The sequence below is a fragment of the Microbacterium abyssi genome, assembly GCF_015277895.1.
GTDB lineage: Bacteria > Actinomycetota > Actinomycetes > Actinomycetales > Microbacteriaceae > Microbacterium > Microbacterium abyssi.
Genome location: NZ_CP063815.1, coordinates 266571 through 284124, shown reverse-complemented (window position 1 = coordinate 284124; position 17554 = coordinate 266571). Strand labels below are relative to the sequence as shown.

Here is a 17554-nt window from a genome sequence, read left to right as displayed (position 1 = left end):
CACCCCCGCGGCATCGGGCAGATGCCTTATCTTCGGCAGCCGCCCGATTCGACGCCTACGGCGTCATGCGATCGGCCCGTGCTCCGCGACCGACGCCGTTGACCGTCAGCAGGGTGCCGGTGTCGGTGAACTCCTGCAGGATCTCGTTCTGCCGCTCGGAGCCATCGCGGTGCGTGAGCAGGCTCACCACGACCGCGACGATCATGGCGCAGATGAATCCCGGCAGCAGTTCGTACAGCTCCGGCCAGATCGCCTTGAACACGAAGACGCCGGCGGCGCCGGTGAACATCCCGGCGAGCGCACCCCAGTTCGTGAGCTTCCGCCAGAACAGACTCAGCAGGATAAGTGGACCGAACGCCGCGCCGAAGCCGGCCCATGCGAACGAGACCAGCCCGAGGATGGTGTCGTTCGGCACGATCGCGAGCAGCGCCGCGATGATGCCGACGCCGAGCACGGTCAGTCGCCCGAGGAGCACCAGCAGCTTGGGTGACGGCTCCTTCTTCACCACTTTGAACAGGTCCTCGACGAGAGCCGACGACGCCACGATCAACTGACTGGAGATCGTGCTCATGATCGCGGCGAGCACGGCGGCGAGCACGAGTCCTGCGACGAACGGGTGCAGCAGTGTCTGCGACATCACCAGCACGACCGTCTCGGGATTGCCGAGATCGATTCCCTGCGCCGCCATGTAGGCGATGCCGACGAGACCCGAGAACACCGCACCCACCAGCGAGAGGATCATCCAGGTCATGCCGATCCTGCGCGCACTCTTGGCCTCACGCGGGCTGCGCAGCGCCATGAACCGCACGATGATGTGCGGCTGGCCGAAGTAGCCCAGGCCCCAGGCGAGCGCCGACACGATCGCCAGCACGGTGCCGCCGGTGAGGGCAGTCCCGCCGATGAGCGACAGGTGGTTCGGCGCGAGTTCGTCGATGGCCGCCCCCATCTCGCCGAAGCCCCCGATTGCGATCACCGCGGCGAGGGGGACGACGATCAGGGCGATCACCATCATGAGGCCCTGAACGACATCCGTGAAGGAGGCGCCGAGGAAGCCCCCGAACAGCGTGTACAGCAGCGTGACGCCGGCGACGAGGATCATGCCGAGCAGGTAGTCGGAGTTGAACGAACTCTCGAAGAACACGCCGCCGGCGACCATGCCGCTGGAGATGTACAGCGTGAAGAACACCAGGATGACGACGCCGGCGAGGATCCGCAGCAGTCGCGACGAGTCGCGCAGCCGGTTCTCGAAGAAGCTCGGCACCGTGATGGAGTTGCGCGACACCTGGGTGTACGCGCGCAGGCGCGGCGCGACGAGCAGCCAGTTCAGATACGCGCCGATCGTGAGGCCCACGGCGATCCACGCCTCGATGAGACCGGAGAGGTAGATCGCACCGGGCAGACCCATGACGAGCCAGCCGGACATGTCGGATGCTCCGGCGCTGAGCGCGGCGACCCACGGCGGGAGGTTCCGTCCGCCGAGCATGTAGTCCTCGTGATCGGTGGTCCGGCGGAACGCCAGATATCCGATGAGGAGCATCGCCGCGAAGTACAGCCCCAGTGCGATGAAGATGAACACTTGATCGGACATCGTCGTCCTTTCGTTGCAGATCGGTTCCCCCGATACTGACAGGGACGGATGCCGGAGGCCAGACCTCCGCGCACATCAGCGGTCGACGGTCACCCTCAGCTCCTTGCTGGAAGCGACTCCGGCGGCGTTGCTGAACTCCATCCGGTACGTGTGCGCACCGGCCTCGCGGCCGGTCACCGGCACCGAGACCCGCTGGGCTGCGGGCGTCTTCGCCGCGAGCGTCCCCTCCGTCAGCAGCACGCCGTCCTCGAACAGCCGATAGCCGGTGGCGTTCGTGCCCCACCACATGTCGCCTGTGATCGTGAAGCTGCCGTCGCGATCGCTGTTGTCGCTCGAGAGCACGGGCGCTCCGGGAGCGACGTCCTTCACCGTCACCGTGACCGGCACGACCTCGGTCGCGCCCTGAGAGTTGACCAGGTGTGCGGTGTATTCGTAGGTTCCGTTCGTCCGGCCGGTGACAGGGATGCGCGCTGTCTGCGCCGTATGGCCGTCGTACGTCAGCGGCACGGCGGCGATCGGCGCGCCGTTCTCGAAGACGCGCAGCAGCGTGGCGTTCTGGCCCCACCACAGGTTCATGGTCACGGTGTAGTCGCCGTCGCGCAGTCCGGTGTCGTGCCCGTTGTCGTGCGACAGCACCCCGCGCGCCGGCACCGCCGTCGCGCCGTCGGCCGGGGCAGCTGCCCGAACCAGCTCGAGGTCGTCCAGCGTTCCCCATGCTCCGGCGGGGAGAGTTCCTGTCACCGTCACGGTCGCGACGTCGTCCGCGCCGATGTACACCGCGCCGGTCGCCGGGACGGACCATGCCCGCCAGCCGTCGAGACCGAACGCGACGGGCTCTCCGGAATGCACGTCGGTCGACAACGACAGCGTCACCGCGCCGTCCGCGCCTTCGCCGTCGCCCTGCAGGGCGGCGCGCGCGAGGTACCAGCCCTCGTCGAGCCCGGAGACGGTCTGCGAGAGGGTGAACGAGTACGCGGCATCCGCATAGAAGTGCGCGGAATGCGTACCCGAACGCGGGTCGTCCCACGCGCGCAGCGTGAGGCCCTCCCCCGACGGTGCCCACATGCTGAGATCCTCCTCCTCGAACCCGCCGTTGCGCAGGAAGTTCCGCGCGTTGACCGTGATCGCGGCGGTTGCCGAGAGCCCCGTATCTGTGACACCCGTCACGGTGTAGACGCCGGGGCCGTCGATCTCTTCGGCGCCGGACCACGTGACCGGATGCTGTTCGCTCGTGCCGTCGGTGTAGGTCACCGTGACCACGGCGGGAAGCTCGACGGCATCCCCCTCGGTGAGCGTCATCGTGACCGGGAGAACCGCATCGACCTCACGAGGGGCGACGGCTCCCGTGCGCACATACGAGAAGATGTTCAGCACATCAGAAGCGGTGCCGTCGAAGGCGAACAGCGCCTGGTTGTCCCAGGCCGATCCGCCGAACCACTGCCCGGCGTCCTCGGGATCGTATTCTCCGGCGTAGCTCGACGCCCAGCCCGATCCGTCGCGCTCCCAGAGCGCCCGATTCTGCTCGAGCTGTTCCGGCGGACCGACCGGGAGCCACGCCGGCTCCCAGTAGAAGACGCCGAGACCGGCGTCTCCGACGTCGGCGACCGCCTGGACGACGTCGCGCATGGCGCTCGCCTGACCCTGCCTGCTCACCGGGTACCGCGTCGCCTCCTCCGGCAGGTCGATCACGTTGCCGTGCCCGTCGCCGTCCTCGAGCGTGTACGCCCACGAGGTCTCGGCGACCATGACCTTCTTGTCGTAGGTCTCGGCGACGTGCGTCAGGACGGCCGTGAGGTTCTCGGGGCTGCCGTGCCAGAACGGGTAGTAGGAGGACGCGAAGACGTCGTAGTCGACGGTTCGGCTGTCGAGCTGAGCGGCGACATTCGCGTAGAAGCCCGCCCGCTCGGGGTTCGTGAAGTGCACGGCGACGAGCGCGTCCGGCGCCTCGGCGCGCACCGCCGCCGCCCCGGCGGAGAACACCTTCGCCATGTCGTCCCAGCCGGTCACGCCCGCGACGCCGCCGTTGGTCTCGTTGCCCACCTGCACCATCCGCAGGTCGACGCCGGCCGCGACCAGCCGCCGCACGGCGTCACGCGTGAACTGCTCGACGCGCACGGCCGTCTCGTCCGCATCCAGCCCCGCCCACGCCTTGGGCGCCTGCTGCTTGGCCGGGTCCGCCCAGAAGTCGGAGTAGTGGAAGTCGATGAGCACGCCGAGACCGGCATCCGTCGCCCGCGTTGCGATCTCGATCGCGCGGTCGACGTCGACGCTGCCGCCGCCGTACCCGTTGCCCGATGCGTCGAACGGGTCGTTCCACACGCGCACGCGCACATCCGTGACGCCGGATCCGGCGAGGATGTCGAACAGGTCGCCCGGGGTGCCGTCGGGATGGCGGAACACGACGCCGGATGCCTCGAGCGAGAGCACCGAGGAGACGTCCACGCCGCCGATGAAGTCGGCGGGGAGGTTCTCGACACGGGGCACGGTGATCGTGGCGTCGACGGGCGCGGATGCCGCGGACGGCACGGCCGTCGACGCGGTGGCCGATGGCACTGCCGTGCCGATCAGCACGAGCGCGGTGAGGGCGGCGAGGGCTGCGGACAGGAGGGGACGTGTGCGACGTTGCATGACGGCCTTTCGGTGAGCGGGAGCGGGTCAGCCCTTGACGGCGCCCTGGGTGAGTCCTCCGACGATGTACTTCTGCAGGGAGAAGAACAGGGCGAGCACGGGGACCGCGGCGATGACGACACCGGCGGCGAACAGCCCCCAGCGGGAAGTCAGCTGGTTCGAGACCCACTGGTACATGCCGACGGCGAGCGTCCAGTTGTCCTCGGAGGTCAGGATGATCTTCGACAGGATGAAGTCCCCGAAGCACGCCAGGAACGACAGCAGGGCGACGACCGCGAGGATCGGCACGACCAGGGGCATGATCAGCTTCCAGAAGATCTGCGCGTGGCTCGCGCCGTCGATCTTCGCCGACTCGTCGATCTCGACCGGGATGGTGTTGAAGAAGCCGTACATGAGGAAGGTGTTCGCCCCGAGTGCACCGCCGAGGTACACGCAGATGAGGGCGATCTTCGAGTTGATGCCGAGAGCCGGGATGACCTCGCCGATCGTGAGCAGCATCAGGAAGATCGCGACGAACGCGAGCGCCTGCGGGAACATCTGCACGACCAGCAGCGTGGTCAGGCTGACGCGGCGTCCGGTGAAGCGGAACCGCGAGAACGCGTACGCGGCGGCCGCTCCCATGATCACCGAGCCGACGGACGTGACCACGCCGATCAGCAGGGTGTTCCCGAACCACACCCAGTAGCGGGATTCGCCGAGTGCGACGTAGTTGGCGATGTCGACGACGGCGAACAGGTCGTTGCTCGCCGCGAGGCTGCCCTGCGGATTCAGCGACGCCGAGAGCACGTACACGAGCGGGAACGCCGCGAAAACGAGCACGACGGCCGCGAGGCCGTACTTCCAGCCGACTTCGGCCCACCAGCGGCGTCGACGTGCGCCGGCGCGGGATGCCGTGGCATCCGAGGATCCGGTCACCACTGCTCTTGTCTGAGTGGACATCACTGGTACTCCTCGAGTCTGCGGGTCTGGCGGAAGCTCACGGCCGAGATGATGCCGATGACGACGAACGCGACGATCGACAGGGCGCTCGCGAGACCGTAGTCCGATGCGCCGCCCGAGACGCCGGAGACGTCGTAGATCGCCGAGACGAGGATGTCGGTCGAACCCAGCGCATAGGGTGCGCCCGGTATCGACGGCCCGCCGTTGTTGAACGTGTAGATGACCGTGAAGTTGTTGAACGCGACCGCGAAGGATGCGATCAGCAGAGGAGCCGTCGACACCAGCAGCAGCGGCAGCACGATCGACCGGAACCGCTGCCAGCGCCCGGCGCCGTCGATCTCGGCCGCCTCGAGCGTGTCGCCGGGCAGCGACTGCAGCGCGCCCGTACACACCAGGAACCAGTACGGATAGCTCAACCAGACGTTGACGAAGATCACCGCGGCTCTGGTGAGCCACGGATCTCCGAGCCAGTTGATGTGGCCGCCGAAGAAGAACAGCTCGTTGATCACGCCGAACTCGGCGTTGAACATGCCGCGGAAGAGCAGCGCCGCCATGAAGGCGGGGAACGCGTAGGGCAGGATGAACAGCGCGCGCAGGATGCGCCGGCCCTTGACCCTCGGATCGTTGTAGACCATCGCAAGACCGAGTCCGACGGCGAAGCTGAGTCCGACCGAGAGGATCGCGAAGGCGAAGGTCCAGATCGTGACGCTCCCGAGGGTGCTCGCGAGCGTGGCATCCGTGAACAGCTTCAGGAAGTTCTCGAAGCCGACGTTCACGTACCAGCCGGTGGGGAGCGCCTCCCCGTCGTCCGAGACGAAGCTTCCGCGGTCGCTCGCGCTGTAGACCGTTCCGGTGGAGGTGTCGGTGATCGTCTGCGCGTCGGCATCCCAGATCAGCGTCGACTCGTAGACCGCGCCCGTCGATCCTTCGCGGGTGCGGATCGAGCCGTCGTTGGGGTCGTCGGAGACGGGGACCCGCAGCTGGGTGATCTCAGACTGCAGCGCGGGGTCCGACAGCACGGCGGCTCGGGGCAGGACGGCCCAGCCGGGAACCTCGGTCGGCGCTCCGCTGGCCCCGACCGAGGCATCGGGAGCCTCTGCGAGAGGATCGATGGCGGATCCGACGAGCACGCCGTCATCGTCTGTCGCGACCGCGAACCCCAGCTCGTCGCCGCGCTGCACCACCGAGAGCGGATAGGTGGGCGAGTCGTCGAGTCGTCGCTCGCCCTGGATCAGAGCGGCCTCGACGGCCTGCTCCTGGGTGCCGATGTGCCCGGTGCCGTAGTTGGTGAAGGCGATGTAGGCGGTGTAGCCGAAGATGAAGATCTGGAACACCAGCAGGAAGACGAGCCCCGGCAACAGGTACTTCATCGGCAGCATCTTCTTGCTGAAGTACACCCAGTCGGCGGCGGCGACCAGCACGACGATGACCGCCAGCACGATCCACGATTCCACCCGCCACGCGGCGATCGCGGTCATGATGCCGAAGGCATTGATCAGCGCCATCAGCGCGAGCTTGACGATGAAGCCCCATCCGAATCCGCGCCAGCGCCTGGCGTGGGACTCGCGCACGGCGCTCGGGGCGCGCCGAGAGGTCGCGGTGTCGATCTCGGTCGGTGTCTCGGTCGGCATCAATGGCTCCTTCTCGTGCGGTGCGGGAGGCGTTCTCGCCTCCCGCACCGATGGATCAACCGGCCAGAGTGGCTTCGAGGTCGGTGATCATGGTGTTCCACGTGGCGACCGGATCGGCGCCGTTGATGATCTGCACCTGGGCGGCGTTCCACAGATCCCAGACCGATCCCATCTCGGGGATCGACGGCATCGGTACGCCGTCCTGGGCGGAGGCGACGAAACCGGCGGTGATCGGGTCGGAGGAGACCTCCTCGGCGAGCGTGCTCCACGCCGGGATGCGCGGGTCGGCCTCGTAGAGCGCGCGCTGCGCGTCCTCGGTGCCGAGGTAGTTCACCAGGAACTCCTGCGCGAGCAGCGCGTTGCTGCTCTCGCTGGAGAGGTAGAAGCCCTGCACGCCCACGAACGGGGCAGCCGTCTCGCCGCCGGCCGACGGGATCGGGTTGACCGTGACGTTCATGCCCTCGAACGTGCTCATCGCCCACGGCCCCTGGATCGTGTAGGGCGCCTTGCCCGACGAGAACAGCTCGTTGTTGATGTCGTAGTCGACGGTGGTGGAGATGTATCCGGTGCCCGCGGAGCCGTTGGCACCCAGCCAGTCGGCGAACGCCTCACCAGGGGCACCGCCCATGCCGACCTCGGACGTGTACGACCCCGAGGAGTCCTGCACGAACACCGGGGCGCCGAATGAGGTCTGGAAGCCGTACATCGTGTAGCCGTCGCCGGTCTCGCCGGCCGTGTTGATCACGAACGGCCGCTCCGCGCCCGAGTCGATGCCGCTCTGGATCATCTCGTCCCAGGTGGCCGGTGCCGCATCGCCCACGAGGTCGACGTTCTGGATGAGTGCGATGGTCTCCAGCGAGTACGGAAGGGCGTAGAGCTGGCCGTCATACGTCATGGCGTCCAGCGCGACCTGCTCGAACTCGTCGGCGGTGTCGCCGAGATCGATGGTGTCGACGACGCCGGCGGCGACGAGCGCTCCCAGCCAGTCGTGCGCGCCGACCGTGATGTCGGGGCCTTCACCGGTCGGGACCTGCGCGATGAAGTCGTTGCGGAGGTCCTCGAAGTTCTTCTGCACGAGGGTGACGGTGGCCCCGGTCTCCTCCTCGAACGCCTCGGCGGCGGCCGTGAGCGCCGCTTCGCGCTCGGCATCCGTCCAGATGACGAGTTCTGCGCCGTCGCCGGCCGGAACGTCGTCGCCGGTCTCCGGGGCGCTCGAACTGCAGCCGGTCAGGACGACGGCCGCTGCCAGCGCGAACGCGCCGACTCCGATGTGCTTGCGCATGCTGGTTCCAATCTGTCTGTGGTCGCTGATGCGCTTCGCTGGGCGAGTCGCATCATTACGACCGGTGTGTGCTGCGGGTCGGGCGACCTGCAGCGTGTGGAGTTGTGTCAGGTGGTGCGGGTCTTCTTCGAGCGGATGACGGCGACGCCGCCCGCGGGGATCGTGAAGCTGTCGTCGATCTCGATGCCGGTGAGCAGGTCCTGCCCGGTGGCGGCCAGTGCGGCGTCGTCGTCCGCGTGGTTGATGACGATCCGGTAGCTCGCGTCGTCACCGTGCCGGGTGATCACCTCGAGGTCCTCGGGCAGTCCGGCCGGGGCGACCGCGGCGTCGGCGTACACCTGCGACATGAGCCGGCTGAGTCCCTCGGCGTCGAGACGGGTGCTGACGTACCAGCCGGTGCCCTCGCCCCGGCGGTTGCGGGTGATGGCCGCCTCTCCCGCGGCCGGCCCGTCCCGGTACGTGCCGACGACCTCGGCTCCGTGCAGCCGGAGAGCCTCCTGCCAGTGGTCGGCGTTCAAACTGTCGCCGACCGCCGTGGTGACGGCCGCGGTCTGGCCCTCGCGCAGCGGAAGATGCTCTTCGACATCGACGCCGAGCGCATCGCGAAGCGGCGCGAGGAAGCCGCCGGGATGCACGGCGTCGTTCTCGTCGACCACGGCGGAGAAGTACGAGACGAGCAGCGTGCCGCCGCTCTCGACGTAGTCGGTGAGGTTCTCGGCATCCGCTGCGCGCAGCAGATACTGCGCCGGCGCGATCACGAGCTTGTACGCCGAGAGGTCCTGCCCGGGCAGAGCGAAGTCGATCGTGATGCCGTCGCGCCACAGCCGCTCGTAGAAGGCGCGGATGCGCTCCTGGTGTGACACGTCGTCGGTGGGACGCCACTCGAGGTCCTGCGCCCAGAACGACTCGAAGTCCCACAGGATCGCCACCTCGGCCTGGACCCTGCTGCCCTGCACGGCTTCGAGGCGCTGAAGGTCCGCGCCGAGGGCGGTCACCTCGCGGAAGATGCGGGAATCGACCCCGGCGTGCGGCAGCATCGCGGAGTGGAACTTCTCGGCGCCCGAGCGGCCGGCGCGCCATTGGAAGAACAGGATGCCGTCGGCGCCGCGCCCCAGGTGCGTGAGCGAGTTGCGCGCCATTTCACCCGGACGCTTGGCGATGTTGCGGGGCTGCCAGTTCACGGCGGATGTCGAGTGCTCCATGAGGATCCACGGCTTGCCGCCGCCGACCGAGCGGCTGAGGTCGGCGGCGATCGCCAGTCCGATGTGCGCGTCCTCATCGGCCGCCCACAGGTAGTGGTCGTCGGAGACGATGTCGACCTCGCGGCCCCACGCCCACAGATCGGTGGTCCAGCTCTGGTTGGCCATGAAGTTCGTGGTGACCGGGCGGTCGCTGTGCGCGCGGATGGCGTCGCGCTCGGCGATGAAGCACGCACGCAGCTGGTGGTCGGTGAAGCGGGCGAAGTCGAGGCGCTGGGCGGGGTTGACGACGCTGGGTGCCGTGGTGGGCGTGCTGATGTGCTGCCAGTCGGTGTAGTGCTGTCCCCAGAAAGCGGTGCCCCAGGCGCTGTTGAGTGCGTCGAGTGTGCCGTACTTCTCCTGCAGCCAGACGCGGAAGGCCGCCTGCGCGTGGTCGGAGTGATCCTCACCCACTGGCACGCCGTACTCGTTGTGCACGTGCCAGAGGACGACGGCCGGATGCTGCGCGTAGCGTGCCGCGAGCGCGTCGGCGTAGCGGACGATGGCCTCGCGGTACGCGGGCGCCGAGTGCGAGGCCATGCCCCGGGAGCCGAAGCCCATCACCCGTCCGTCGCGGTCGATGACACGGGCGTCGGGGTGCTCGGCGAAGAACCAGGCCGGCGGCGAGGCCGTCGGGGTGCCGAGATCGACGGCGATGCCGTTCTCGTGCAGCAGATCGAGCAGCTCGTCGAGCCAGGAGAAGTCGAACTCGCCCTCGGCGATCTCGATGAGCGCCCAGGAGAAGATGCCGACGCTGACCAGGTTTACCCCCGCGTTCCGCATGAGCTCGACGTCTTCGCGCCACGTCTCGCGGGGCCACTGCTCGGGGTTGTAGTCGCCGCCATAGGCGATTCCCGTGAGCTCGGGCCAGGCGTGGGGGGCGGTCATCGTCACTCCATCGGGTCGGTGCAGGTGCTGTCTCAGCAGGGCGAACCAGGCTGGGACCGGTCTCAGGTTTTCGGATGCGTCATCCTGGGACCGGTCTCAGTTCTACCCCATGCGCCTCGGAACCGCCACCGGGCCGTTACGAACCGTTACCCAACTGAGACCGGTCCCAGTGGCGTTCCGCGATTGCGGTCGCGGAGTGAGTAGAGTCAGTGCGGTGAGCGAGAGTAACCCGCGGCGCAAACCGACGATCCGCGATGTGGCCGTGCAGGCAGGTGTCTCGCGCAGCACGGTCTCCCGCGTGATCAACGGCGGGCACTGGGTCTCGCCCGATGCCCGTGTCGCCGTCGAGAAGGCGATCGTCGCCACCGGCTACACCGCCAACCATCATGCGCGCAGTCTCGCTACCGGCCGCGCGGGCTCGATGGCGTTCCTGCTCACCGAGCCGCAGCACCTGCTGTTCGACGATCCGACGTTCGCGCTGCTGCTGCGCGGTGCGGCCGAGGCGCTGGCACAGCGCTCCATGACGCTGGTGCTGCTCGTCGCGGGAACGCCGGCCGAGCGCGAAAGCGTCGCCCACTTCATCCGGGCCGGGCACGTCGACGGTGTTCTTCTGATCTCGTCGCACGAGTCGGAGCCCCTGCTCGAGCAGCTCCTCGATGACGGCATCCCGATCGTGAGCTGCGGCATTCCGCTCGGGCACGAGGGCGAGCTCTCGACGGTGTCGGTCGAAGAGGCCGCTTCGGCCAGGAGGATGGTCGCGCACCTGCGCGATAAGGGCCACGAGCGGATCGGGATGATCGCCGGCCCGGACGACACACCGGGCGGCCGGTACCGGCTCGTCGGCTTCCGCGAGGAGCTGGGCGACCGGTTCGACGAGGCGCGCGTGCAGATCGGCGACTACTCGTTCGAGTCGGGACAGGCGGCGATGACCCGATTGCTGGAGCGCGGTGTGGATGCCGTGTTCGCGGCGAACGACCGGATGGCGGCCGGGGCGATCGCTGCGGCCCGTCGCGCGGGACTCCGCGTGCCGGAGGATGTGGCCGTCGCCGGGTTCGACGATTCCGGGCTCGCCGCGACGCATGAGCCGGCACTGACGACCATGCGTCAGCCCTGGGAGCAGATCAGCGCCCAGATGGTGAACGTGCTGCTCGAGGTGATCGCGGGCGCAGAGCCCCGGTCGGTGATCCTCGACACCGAGCTCGTGGTCCGCGAGAGCGCCTGAGGCGGGGTCCTAACCGCGCAGCAGCGACCGGCGGACGGACGGCCTGGTGCCGACCGGCGTGAACACGGCGAGGATGCGCACGAGCGTCGTGAGCCACAGCAGCCCGAGGCCGATCACGATCGCCTCGAGCGCCGTCACCGGGTACAGATCGAAGACGAACGCCAGGAGGACGGCGACGACGATCAGCAGCGCGATGCCGGCCGAGGTCAGCAGCAGCGCTCGCGGCGGACCGGGCATCACGATCGTGGTCAGAATGCCGGCCGCGACGAACAGCACCAGCGTCGCCAGCGCTGCGATGTTGTGCAGAATGATGATCCGCTCCAGCGACAGCAGTCCGACGCCGGCGAGCGCGAGCCCGGTGGCCGCCCACAGGGCGACGACCCATGCGAGCCGGCCGAGCGCGACGTCGCCGCGGATGCGGTGCAGGTCACGGCCGATGTACGACCCGACAGTGGCGATGAGGATGCCGGCGACCACGAGCGTCCCGTTGAACGCCCAGGCGCCGGCGCCGATGCCGAGCTGCGAGAAGTTGCGCTCCCACCAGCGCGGGTCGGCAGCCGTGAGCATCGCGAACAGCGTGCCGATGATGAGGTAGCCGAACAGCAGGTTCGCGAGATCGGAGGTGCGCAGCCCGATGCCGGCTTCGAACGTGAGGCGCCCGGCGACGGCGGCGGCGACTCCTGTGACGAGGCCGCCGCCGATGGGCGGCAGCTCGAGTCCCTGCAACCCGACGCCCAGCACCTCGGTGGCCAGCAGCACCCCGAGGGCGGTGACCCCGGCGAACGCGATCGTCAGCGCGACTGCGGACAGCGACGAGATGATGACCTGCCAGCGCGGCATCGAGGCGTGTTCTCCGCGGCGATGGAGCTGCGTCGAGACCACGAAGGATGCCGCGGCGAGGACGCCCGCGACCACGGCGACCGGGATTCCGACCGAGCCGTCCCCGGCGACCGGCCGCGGATTGCCCCACAGCAGGACGGAGCCCGCCAGAGCGCCGGCGACGAAGCAGATGACCGTGGCCCAGATCGCCCGGGTCTCCCGCGCCATCCGCTGCTCGGTGTCCATGCCTCCATCGAACCATGCAGCCGCGCCGACAACGCGCAAACCGCCCTTCGCGACCAGCGGGAAGGGCGGTTCGTGCGTTCTGGACGGGCGGTGTCAGCCGCGCATGGCGACGCCGCGGCGCCAGTAGCCCATGAAGGCCACCTGTGCGCGGTCGATCCCGAGGTCCTTCACCAGGTGCCGGCGCAGCGTCGTGACGACGCCGCTCTCGCCGGCGATCCAGAAGTATCTCTCACCCGAGCTCTCGCCTGCGACCTCTTCGCCGCTGCCCGAGTAGATCGGAGTCTCCCAGACCATCTCCTCGCCCTCGGCATCCTGCACCACGATCTCGGTGTGGCCCGTGTCGCCGAGGCAGTCGAGCACCGTGGGGATCAGACGCAGGCCGTGCGCCGCCTCGCCGCGCGGCAGCCAGTGCACCTCGACGCCCTCCGGGGCATCGATCGGCAGGATGTCCTCGATGACTGGAACCTCGATGAACGCGAGCCCGCGGAGGTCCCGCGGAGCATCCTCCAGGATGCGGGCGATCGCCGGTGCGGCGGTCTCATCGCCGACCAGGAACACCTGCGACGCCGCACCCGGCGCGTACTCGATCCCGCTACGGCCCTCGCGGCCGCGACGCGGGCCGACGACCCACAGCTCGTCGCCGACGGCCGCGCTGCTCGCCCACAGGGAGGCGGGGCCGGTCAGTCCCGGTGCGAGATGCAGCACGAAATCGACGACGACCTCGGTGCCGGCATCCGTCACCAGAAGAGAGCGCACCGAGTAGGTGCGCATCGACCCGCGCTCGTCCTCCGGAACGGCGAGGTACGCGCCCCACCAGTCGTCGGTGTCGCGGTCGATATCGGGCAGGACGCCGGACGCCGGCGGGAACACGAGCTTGATCCGCGCGTCGTACACGTCCCCCGGCGTGCCGAAGTCGTACAGCTCGTCGCCGCCGAAGGTGACCCGCACGAAGTTCGGCGACACCCGTTCGACGGCGCGCACCTCGGCGCGGGCGAGGACGTACGGCGGACGCGTGCGGGTGGTGGGTTCAGCGGACATGATGCCTCCCGATCGGGGTGACCATCGGCTTTCCGGAGACCGGATCCGTGGTGATCTGATTCGCCATGCCGAAGACCTCTTCGACCAGCGAGTGGGTGAGGACCTGGCCAGGCGCGCCTGCGGCGTGCACCTTGCCGTGCCGCATCGCGACGAGCTCGTCGCTGTAGCGGGCGGCGAGATTGAGGTCGTGCAGCACCATCACGATGGTGGTGCCGCGGGCGTGACTGAGGTCTGTGAGCAGGTCGAGCACCTCGACCTGGTGGGCGACGTCGAGGAACGTCGTCGGCTCGTCGAGCAGCAGGATGTCGGTCTCCTGTGCGAGTGCCATGGCGATCCAGACGCGCTGGCGCTGGCCGCCGGAGAGCTCGTCGACGCTGCGATCGGCGAGGTCCGAGATGCCGGTCGCCTCGAGCGCGTCTGCGACGACCTCGTAGTCGTGCGCGGTCCAGCGGGCGAGCACCTTCTGATGCGGATGCCGCCCGCGCCCGACCAGGTCGGCCACCGCGATCCCCTCCGGGGCGATCGGCGACTGCGGCAGCAGTCCGAGCACGCGGGCGACCTCTTTGGTGGGCCGGGAGTGCACGGATTCGCCGTCGAGGACGACCTGACCGGATGCCGGCGACAGGAGCCGCGCGAGTGAACGCAGCAGCGTCGACTTGCCGCATCCGTTCGCGCCGACGATCGCAGTGATCCGGCCCGGGGCGATGGCGAGGTCGAGTTCCTCGATGACGGTGCGGTCGCCGTAGCCGAGGGTGAGCCCCTCGGCGTTCAGAGTGTGCGCTTCGGTCACAGCGATCCTCCCGAGCGGTTGGTGCGGATGAGCAGGTAGATCAGGTACGGGGCGCCCAGCACGCCGGTGATGACGCCGACGGGGTACCGCGCGCCGAACGCGAACTGGCCGATCAGGTCTCCGGCGAGCACGAGGACGGCGCCGACGAACGCAGAGGGCAGCAGCAGGTTCGCGCCGGGCCCCGTGATGCGCGCGGCGATGGGACCTGCCATGAACGCGACGAACGCGATCGGGCCGGTGGCCGCGGTGGCGAAGGCCAGCAGCGTGACGGCGCCGACGATGAACAGCAGGCGCGTGAGCGTCACTCGGACGCCGAGGCCGGCGGCCGAGTCGTCACCCAGTCGCAGCATCCCGAGGGATTTCGCCTGCGAGAACAAGAACGGCAGGATGACGAGGCTCGCGATCGCGAGCGGTGCGATCTCGTCCCACGATGCGTTGTTCAGGCTTCCCGTGATCCACCGCATCGCCGTCTGGATGTCCCACTGCGCAGCGCGCGAGAGCACGTACGAGACGACGCTCTGCAGCATGGCGGCGACGCCGATGCCGATCAGGATCAAGCGGGTGCCCGCGAAGCCGCCCTTGTTGGAGAGCAGATAGATGGCGATGGCCGTGATCAGCGCACCGACGACCGCGAACGCCGAGATCGCGGGGCCGCTGAGACCGAGCACGATGATCCCGACCACGGCCGCGGCGCTCGCGCCCTGGGTGATCCCGATGATGTCGGGGGAGGCCAGCGGGTTGCGCAGCAGCGTCTGGAACGAGACACCCGCGACGCCGAACGCACAGCCGGCGAGGATCGCGAGGACGGTACGCGGCAGACGCAGCTCGCCGACGGTGAAGGATGCCCCCGGCACCGTCTGCCCCAGAATGACGCGGGCGACCTCGTCGGGCGTGTAGAACGTGTTGCCGATCATGAGCGCCGTCGCGGCGAGCGCCACGAGCAGGATGCCGAGGACGATGCTCGCGGTGGCGTGACGGCGGTGGCGGGCGCGCCGGCCGGCGGCGATCGCGGCGGCGGCGTTCGACGTGGAGGGGGCGATCGTCGTGGTGGCGCTCACAGTTCACGCACCTTCTGGCGACGGACGATCCAGATGAAGAAAGGAGCGCCGATGATCGCGGTGATGATGCCGACCTGGATCTCCTCGCCGGAGGGCGCGATGACCCGCCCGATGATGTCGGCGGCGAGCAGCAGCGACGCACCGGCGACGGCGGAGAAGGGCAGCAGCCAGCGGTGGTCGGTGCCGATCAGCATCCGGCACATGTGCGGGATCACGAGCCCGACGAAGCCGATGGGGCCGGCGATCGCGGTCGCGGCGCCGGCGAGGATCACGGCGCCGGCGGCGGACATCAGCCGCGTGCGGAACACGTTCTCGCCGAGCCCGGTCGCCATGTCATCTCCGAGCGCGAGCGAGTTCATCCCGCGCGAGGAGGCGAAGCAGATCAGGGCGCCGAGCGCCAGCGCGGGTGCGGTGATCGCGATGCGCGGCCATTCCGCTCCCCCGACACCACCGACCTGCCAGGACTGGAACGCCTGCAGCAGGTCGACACGGGGCAGAAGGATCGCGCTGATCAGCGACGCGAGCGCGGCGGACGTCGCCGCTCCCGCGAGCGCGAGCTTGAGGGGTGTCGCTCCTCCCCGTCCGAGGGATCCGACCGTGTACACGAACACAGCGGCGACGGCGGCGCCGACGATCGCGACGAACATCTGGGTGACGGCATCCGCAGCGCCGAAGAACGCGAGGCCTATGACGACGGCGAGCGAGGCGCCGTTCGAGACGCCGAGGATGCCGGGATCGGCGATCGGGTTGCGGGTGACGGCCTGCATGGTCGCGCCGGAGAGCGCGAGGGCCGCGCCCACCAGGATCGCGAGCACCGTGCGCGGGATGCGCTTGATGATCGCGGCCTGGGCGACCGTTTCGTCCTGGCCACTCAGCGCCGCGAGGATGTCGCCCATCGAGACGGCGCGCACGCCGAAAGACACGGACAGGATGCTGAGGACCAGGATGACGCCGACGCCGATGAGCAGCCACGCAGCGCGCACGAGCGCCGGACGCCGCAGGTTCGCGGCGCCCGGCCTCAGGACTGTGGCGGCTGAGGTCACTCGCCGGTCAGCGGGGCCTCGAGGATCGAGAAGTACTCGTCGATGCCCCACGGGATCGACAGCGGCGACGGGTTGGCCGAGTTCGCCATCGGGGTCGCGTCCGGGAGAACTGCGATGTTGCCCGCGGCGATCGCCGGGATCTTGCCGAGCAGCGGGTCGGCCTGGAGTGCCGGGATCATCGACTCGTCGCCGTAGGTGATGAACACGTCGACGTCATCGAACTTGTCGACCTCTTCGGCGCTGACCATGAGGTAGAAGTCGGTGCTGTCCGCGTTCGCCTTGAGGATCTCCGGCTCGGGGAGGCCCTGGTCGAGCAGGAACCCGGGCCGCGTGTCGACCGGGGTGTAGAAGCCGACCTGGCTGAAGTCGTTCGGGTCGATGTAGGTGAACAGCAGCGTGGCGTCCTTCAGGGCCGGATGCGCCTCGAGCGCGGCATCCGTCTGGGCCTGCAGGTCCTCGATCAGTGCCTCGCCCTCCTCCGCAAGTCCCAGCGCGGTCGAGTTCATGGTGATCATGTCATCGACCGAGGTGCCCCACGCGACCTCGGGGTACGCGATGGTGGGGGCGATCTTGGAGAGCGTGTCGTAATCCTCCTGCGTGATGCCGGAGTAGGAGGCGAGGATCACATCGGGGTTGGTATCGGCGACGGCCTCGAAGTCGATGCCGTCGGCCTCATCGAACAGGACCGGAGTGTCGGCGCCGAGCTCCTCGAGCTTGTCCTCGACCCACGGCAGGACGCCGCTGTCGTCGTCGTCGCCCCAGGCGACCCTGCTCATGCCGACCGGCACGATGCCGAGGGCGAGCGGAACCTCGTGGTTCGCCCAGGCGACGGTCGCGACGCGCTCGGGCTTCTCCGTGATGGTGGTCTCGCCGTAGATGTGCTCGACGGTGACGGGGAAGGCGTCGTCGGATGCCGGGTTCGAGCCGGCCGCGGAGTCGTCGGTGCTGGTCGGAGCGGTGCTCGCGCAGGCGCTGAGGCTGACGGCGAGGGCCGCTGCTGCGCCGAGGGCGAGAAGTCGGGAGGTACGCACGGGCGTTTCCATTCGAGGTGTGGTGGGTTCGGGAGCGGCCACTGGGGCCGGGAGGCTTTGGTAAGCCTCGCCTAATGTAGCACGAGGTTAGGGTGTCCTCAGTTGCCGATCCC

General features: G+C 68.9%; 13 protein-coding genes. 1 reads left to right on the top strand and 12 read right to left on the bottom strand.

The annotated features are described in order from the left end of the window. Nucleotides 1-55 precede the first annotated feature (55 nt). From putP to IM776_RS01390, 6 genes are all read right to left on the bottom strand, one after another. On the bottom strand, nucleotides 56-1588 hold the full coding sequence (gene putP / locus IM776_RS01415; protein ID WP_194421315.1) for a sodium/proline symporter PutP: 1533 nt from the start codon (nucleotides 1586-1588) through the stop codon (nucleotides 56-58). Between the two features lie 75 nt (nucleotides 1589-1663). Next, nucleotides 1664-4216: a glycosyl hydrolase 53 family protein gene (locus IM776_RS01410; RefSeq protein WP_194421314.1), complete on the bottom strand. Its 2553-nt coding sequence runs from the start codon at nucleotides 4214-4216 to the stop codon at nucleotides 1664-1666. 27 nt (nucleotides 4217-4243) lie between these two features. Continuing rightward, nucleotides 4244-5155, bottom strand: coding sequence for a sugar ABC transporter permease (locus tag IM776_RS01405; protein WP_194421313.1), 912 nt, complete (start codon nucleotides 5153-5155; stop codon nucleotides 4244-4246). Further along, a complete protein-coding gene (locus IM776_RS01400) occupies nucleotides 5155-6786 on the bottom strand; it encodes an ABC transporter permease subunit (RefSeq protein ID WP_194421312.1) in 1632 nt (543 codons plus the stop codon). The genes IM776_RS01405 and IM776_RS01400 overlap by 1 nt, the downstream gene beginning before the upstream one ends. A 55-nt stretch (nucleotides 6787-6841) precedes the next feature. After that, nucleotides 6842-8068, bottom strand: coding sequence for a sugar ABC transporter substrate-binding protein (locus IM776_RS01395; RefSeq protein ID WP_194421311.1), 1227 nt, complete (start codon nucleotides 8066-8068; stop codon nucleotides 6842-6844). Nucleotides 8069-8175: 107 nt separating this feature from the next. After that, nucleotides 8176-10194, bottom strand: coding sequence for a beta-galactosidase (locus IM776_RS01390; RefSeq protein ID WP_194421310.1), 2019 nt, complete (start codon nucleotides 10192-10194; stop codon nucleotides 8176-8178). A 214-nt stretch (nucleotides 10195-10408) separates the two neighbouring features. Here IM776_RS01390 and IM776_RS01385 point away from each other — a divergent pair, with 214 nt between their 5' ends. Next, a complete protein-coding gene (locus tag IM776_RS01385; protein ID WP_228479851.1) occupies nucleotides 10409-11416 on the top strand; it encodes a LacI family DNA-binding transcriptional regulator in 1008 nt (335 codons plus the stop codon). Nucleotides 11417-11425: 9 nt separating this feature from the next. Here IM776_RS01385 and IM776_RS01380 read toward each other — a convergent pair whose 3' ends face one another. The 6 genes from IM776_RS01380 to IM776_RS01355 form a co-directional block, all read right to left on the bottom strand. Further along, nucleotides 11426-12481: a DUF998 domain-containing protein gene (locus tag IM776_RS01380; protein WP_228479850.1), complete on the bottom strand. Its 1056-nt coding sequence runs from the start codon at nucleotides 12479-12481 to the stop codon at nucleotides 11426-11428. Between the two features lie 93 nt (nucleotides 12482-12574). Further along, nucleotides 12575-13519: a siderophore-interacting protein gene (locus IM776_RS01375; RefSeq protein ID WP_194421308.1), complete on the bottom strand. Its 945-nt coding sequence runs from the start codon at nucleotides 13517-13519 to the stop codon at nucleotides 12575-12577. Beyond that, nucleotides 13509-14309 (bottom strand): ABC transporter ATP-binding protein, encoded by an 801-nt coding sequence (locus IM776_RS01370; protein ID WP_194421307.1) that lies wholly within the window; start codon nucleotides 14307-14309, stop codon nucleotides 13509-13511. The genes IM776_RS01375 and IM776_RS01370 overlap by 11 nt, the downstream gene beginning before the upstream one ends. After that, nucleotides 14306-15367 carry a FecCD family ABC transporter permease gene (locus tag IM776_RS01365; RefSeq protein WP_228479849.1) on the bottom strand — a complete coding sequence of 354 codons (1062 nt, stop codon included), beginning with the start codon at nucleotides 15365-15367 and terminating at the stop codon, nucleotides 14306-14308. Before IM776_RS01365 ends, IM776_RS01370 begins: the two co-directional genes overlap by 4 nt. After that, nucleotides 15364-16410, bottom strand: a complete 1047-nt coding sequence (locus IM776_RS01360) for a FecCD family ABC transporter permease (RefSeq protein ID WP_194421306.1) — start codon at nucleotides 16408-16410, stop codon at nucleotides 15364-15366. Before IM776_RS01360 ends, IM776_RS01365 begins: the two co-directional genes overlap by 4 nt. Beyond that, nucleotides 16407-17441 carry an iron-siderophore ABC transporter substrate-binding protein gene (locus IM776_RS01355; protein ID WP_194421305.1) on the bottom strand — a complete coding sequence of 345 codons (1035 nt, stop codon included), beginning with the start codon at nucleotides 17439-17441 and terminating at the stop codon, nucleotides 16407-16409. The genes IM776_RS01360 and IM776_RS01355 overlap by 4 nt, the downstream gene beginning before the upstream one ends. Nucleotides 17442-17554: the final 113 nt, after the last annotated feature.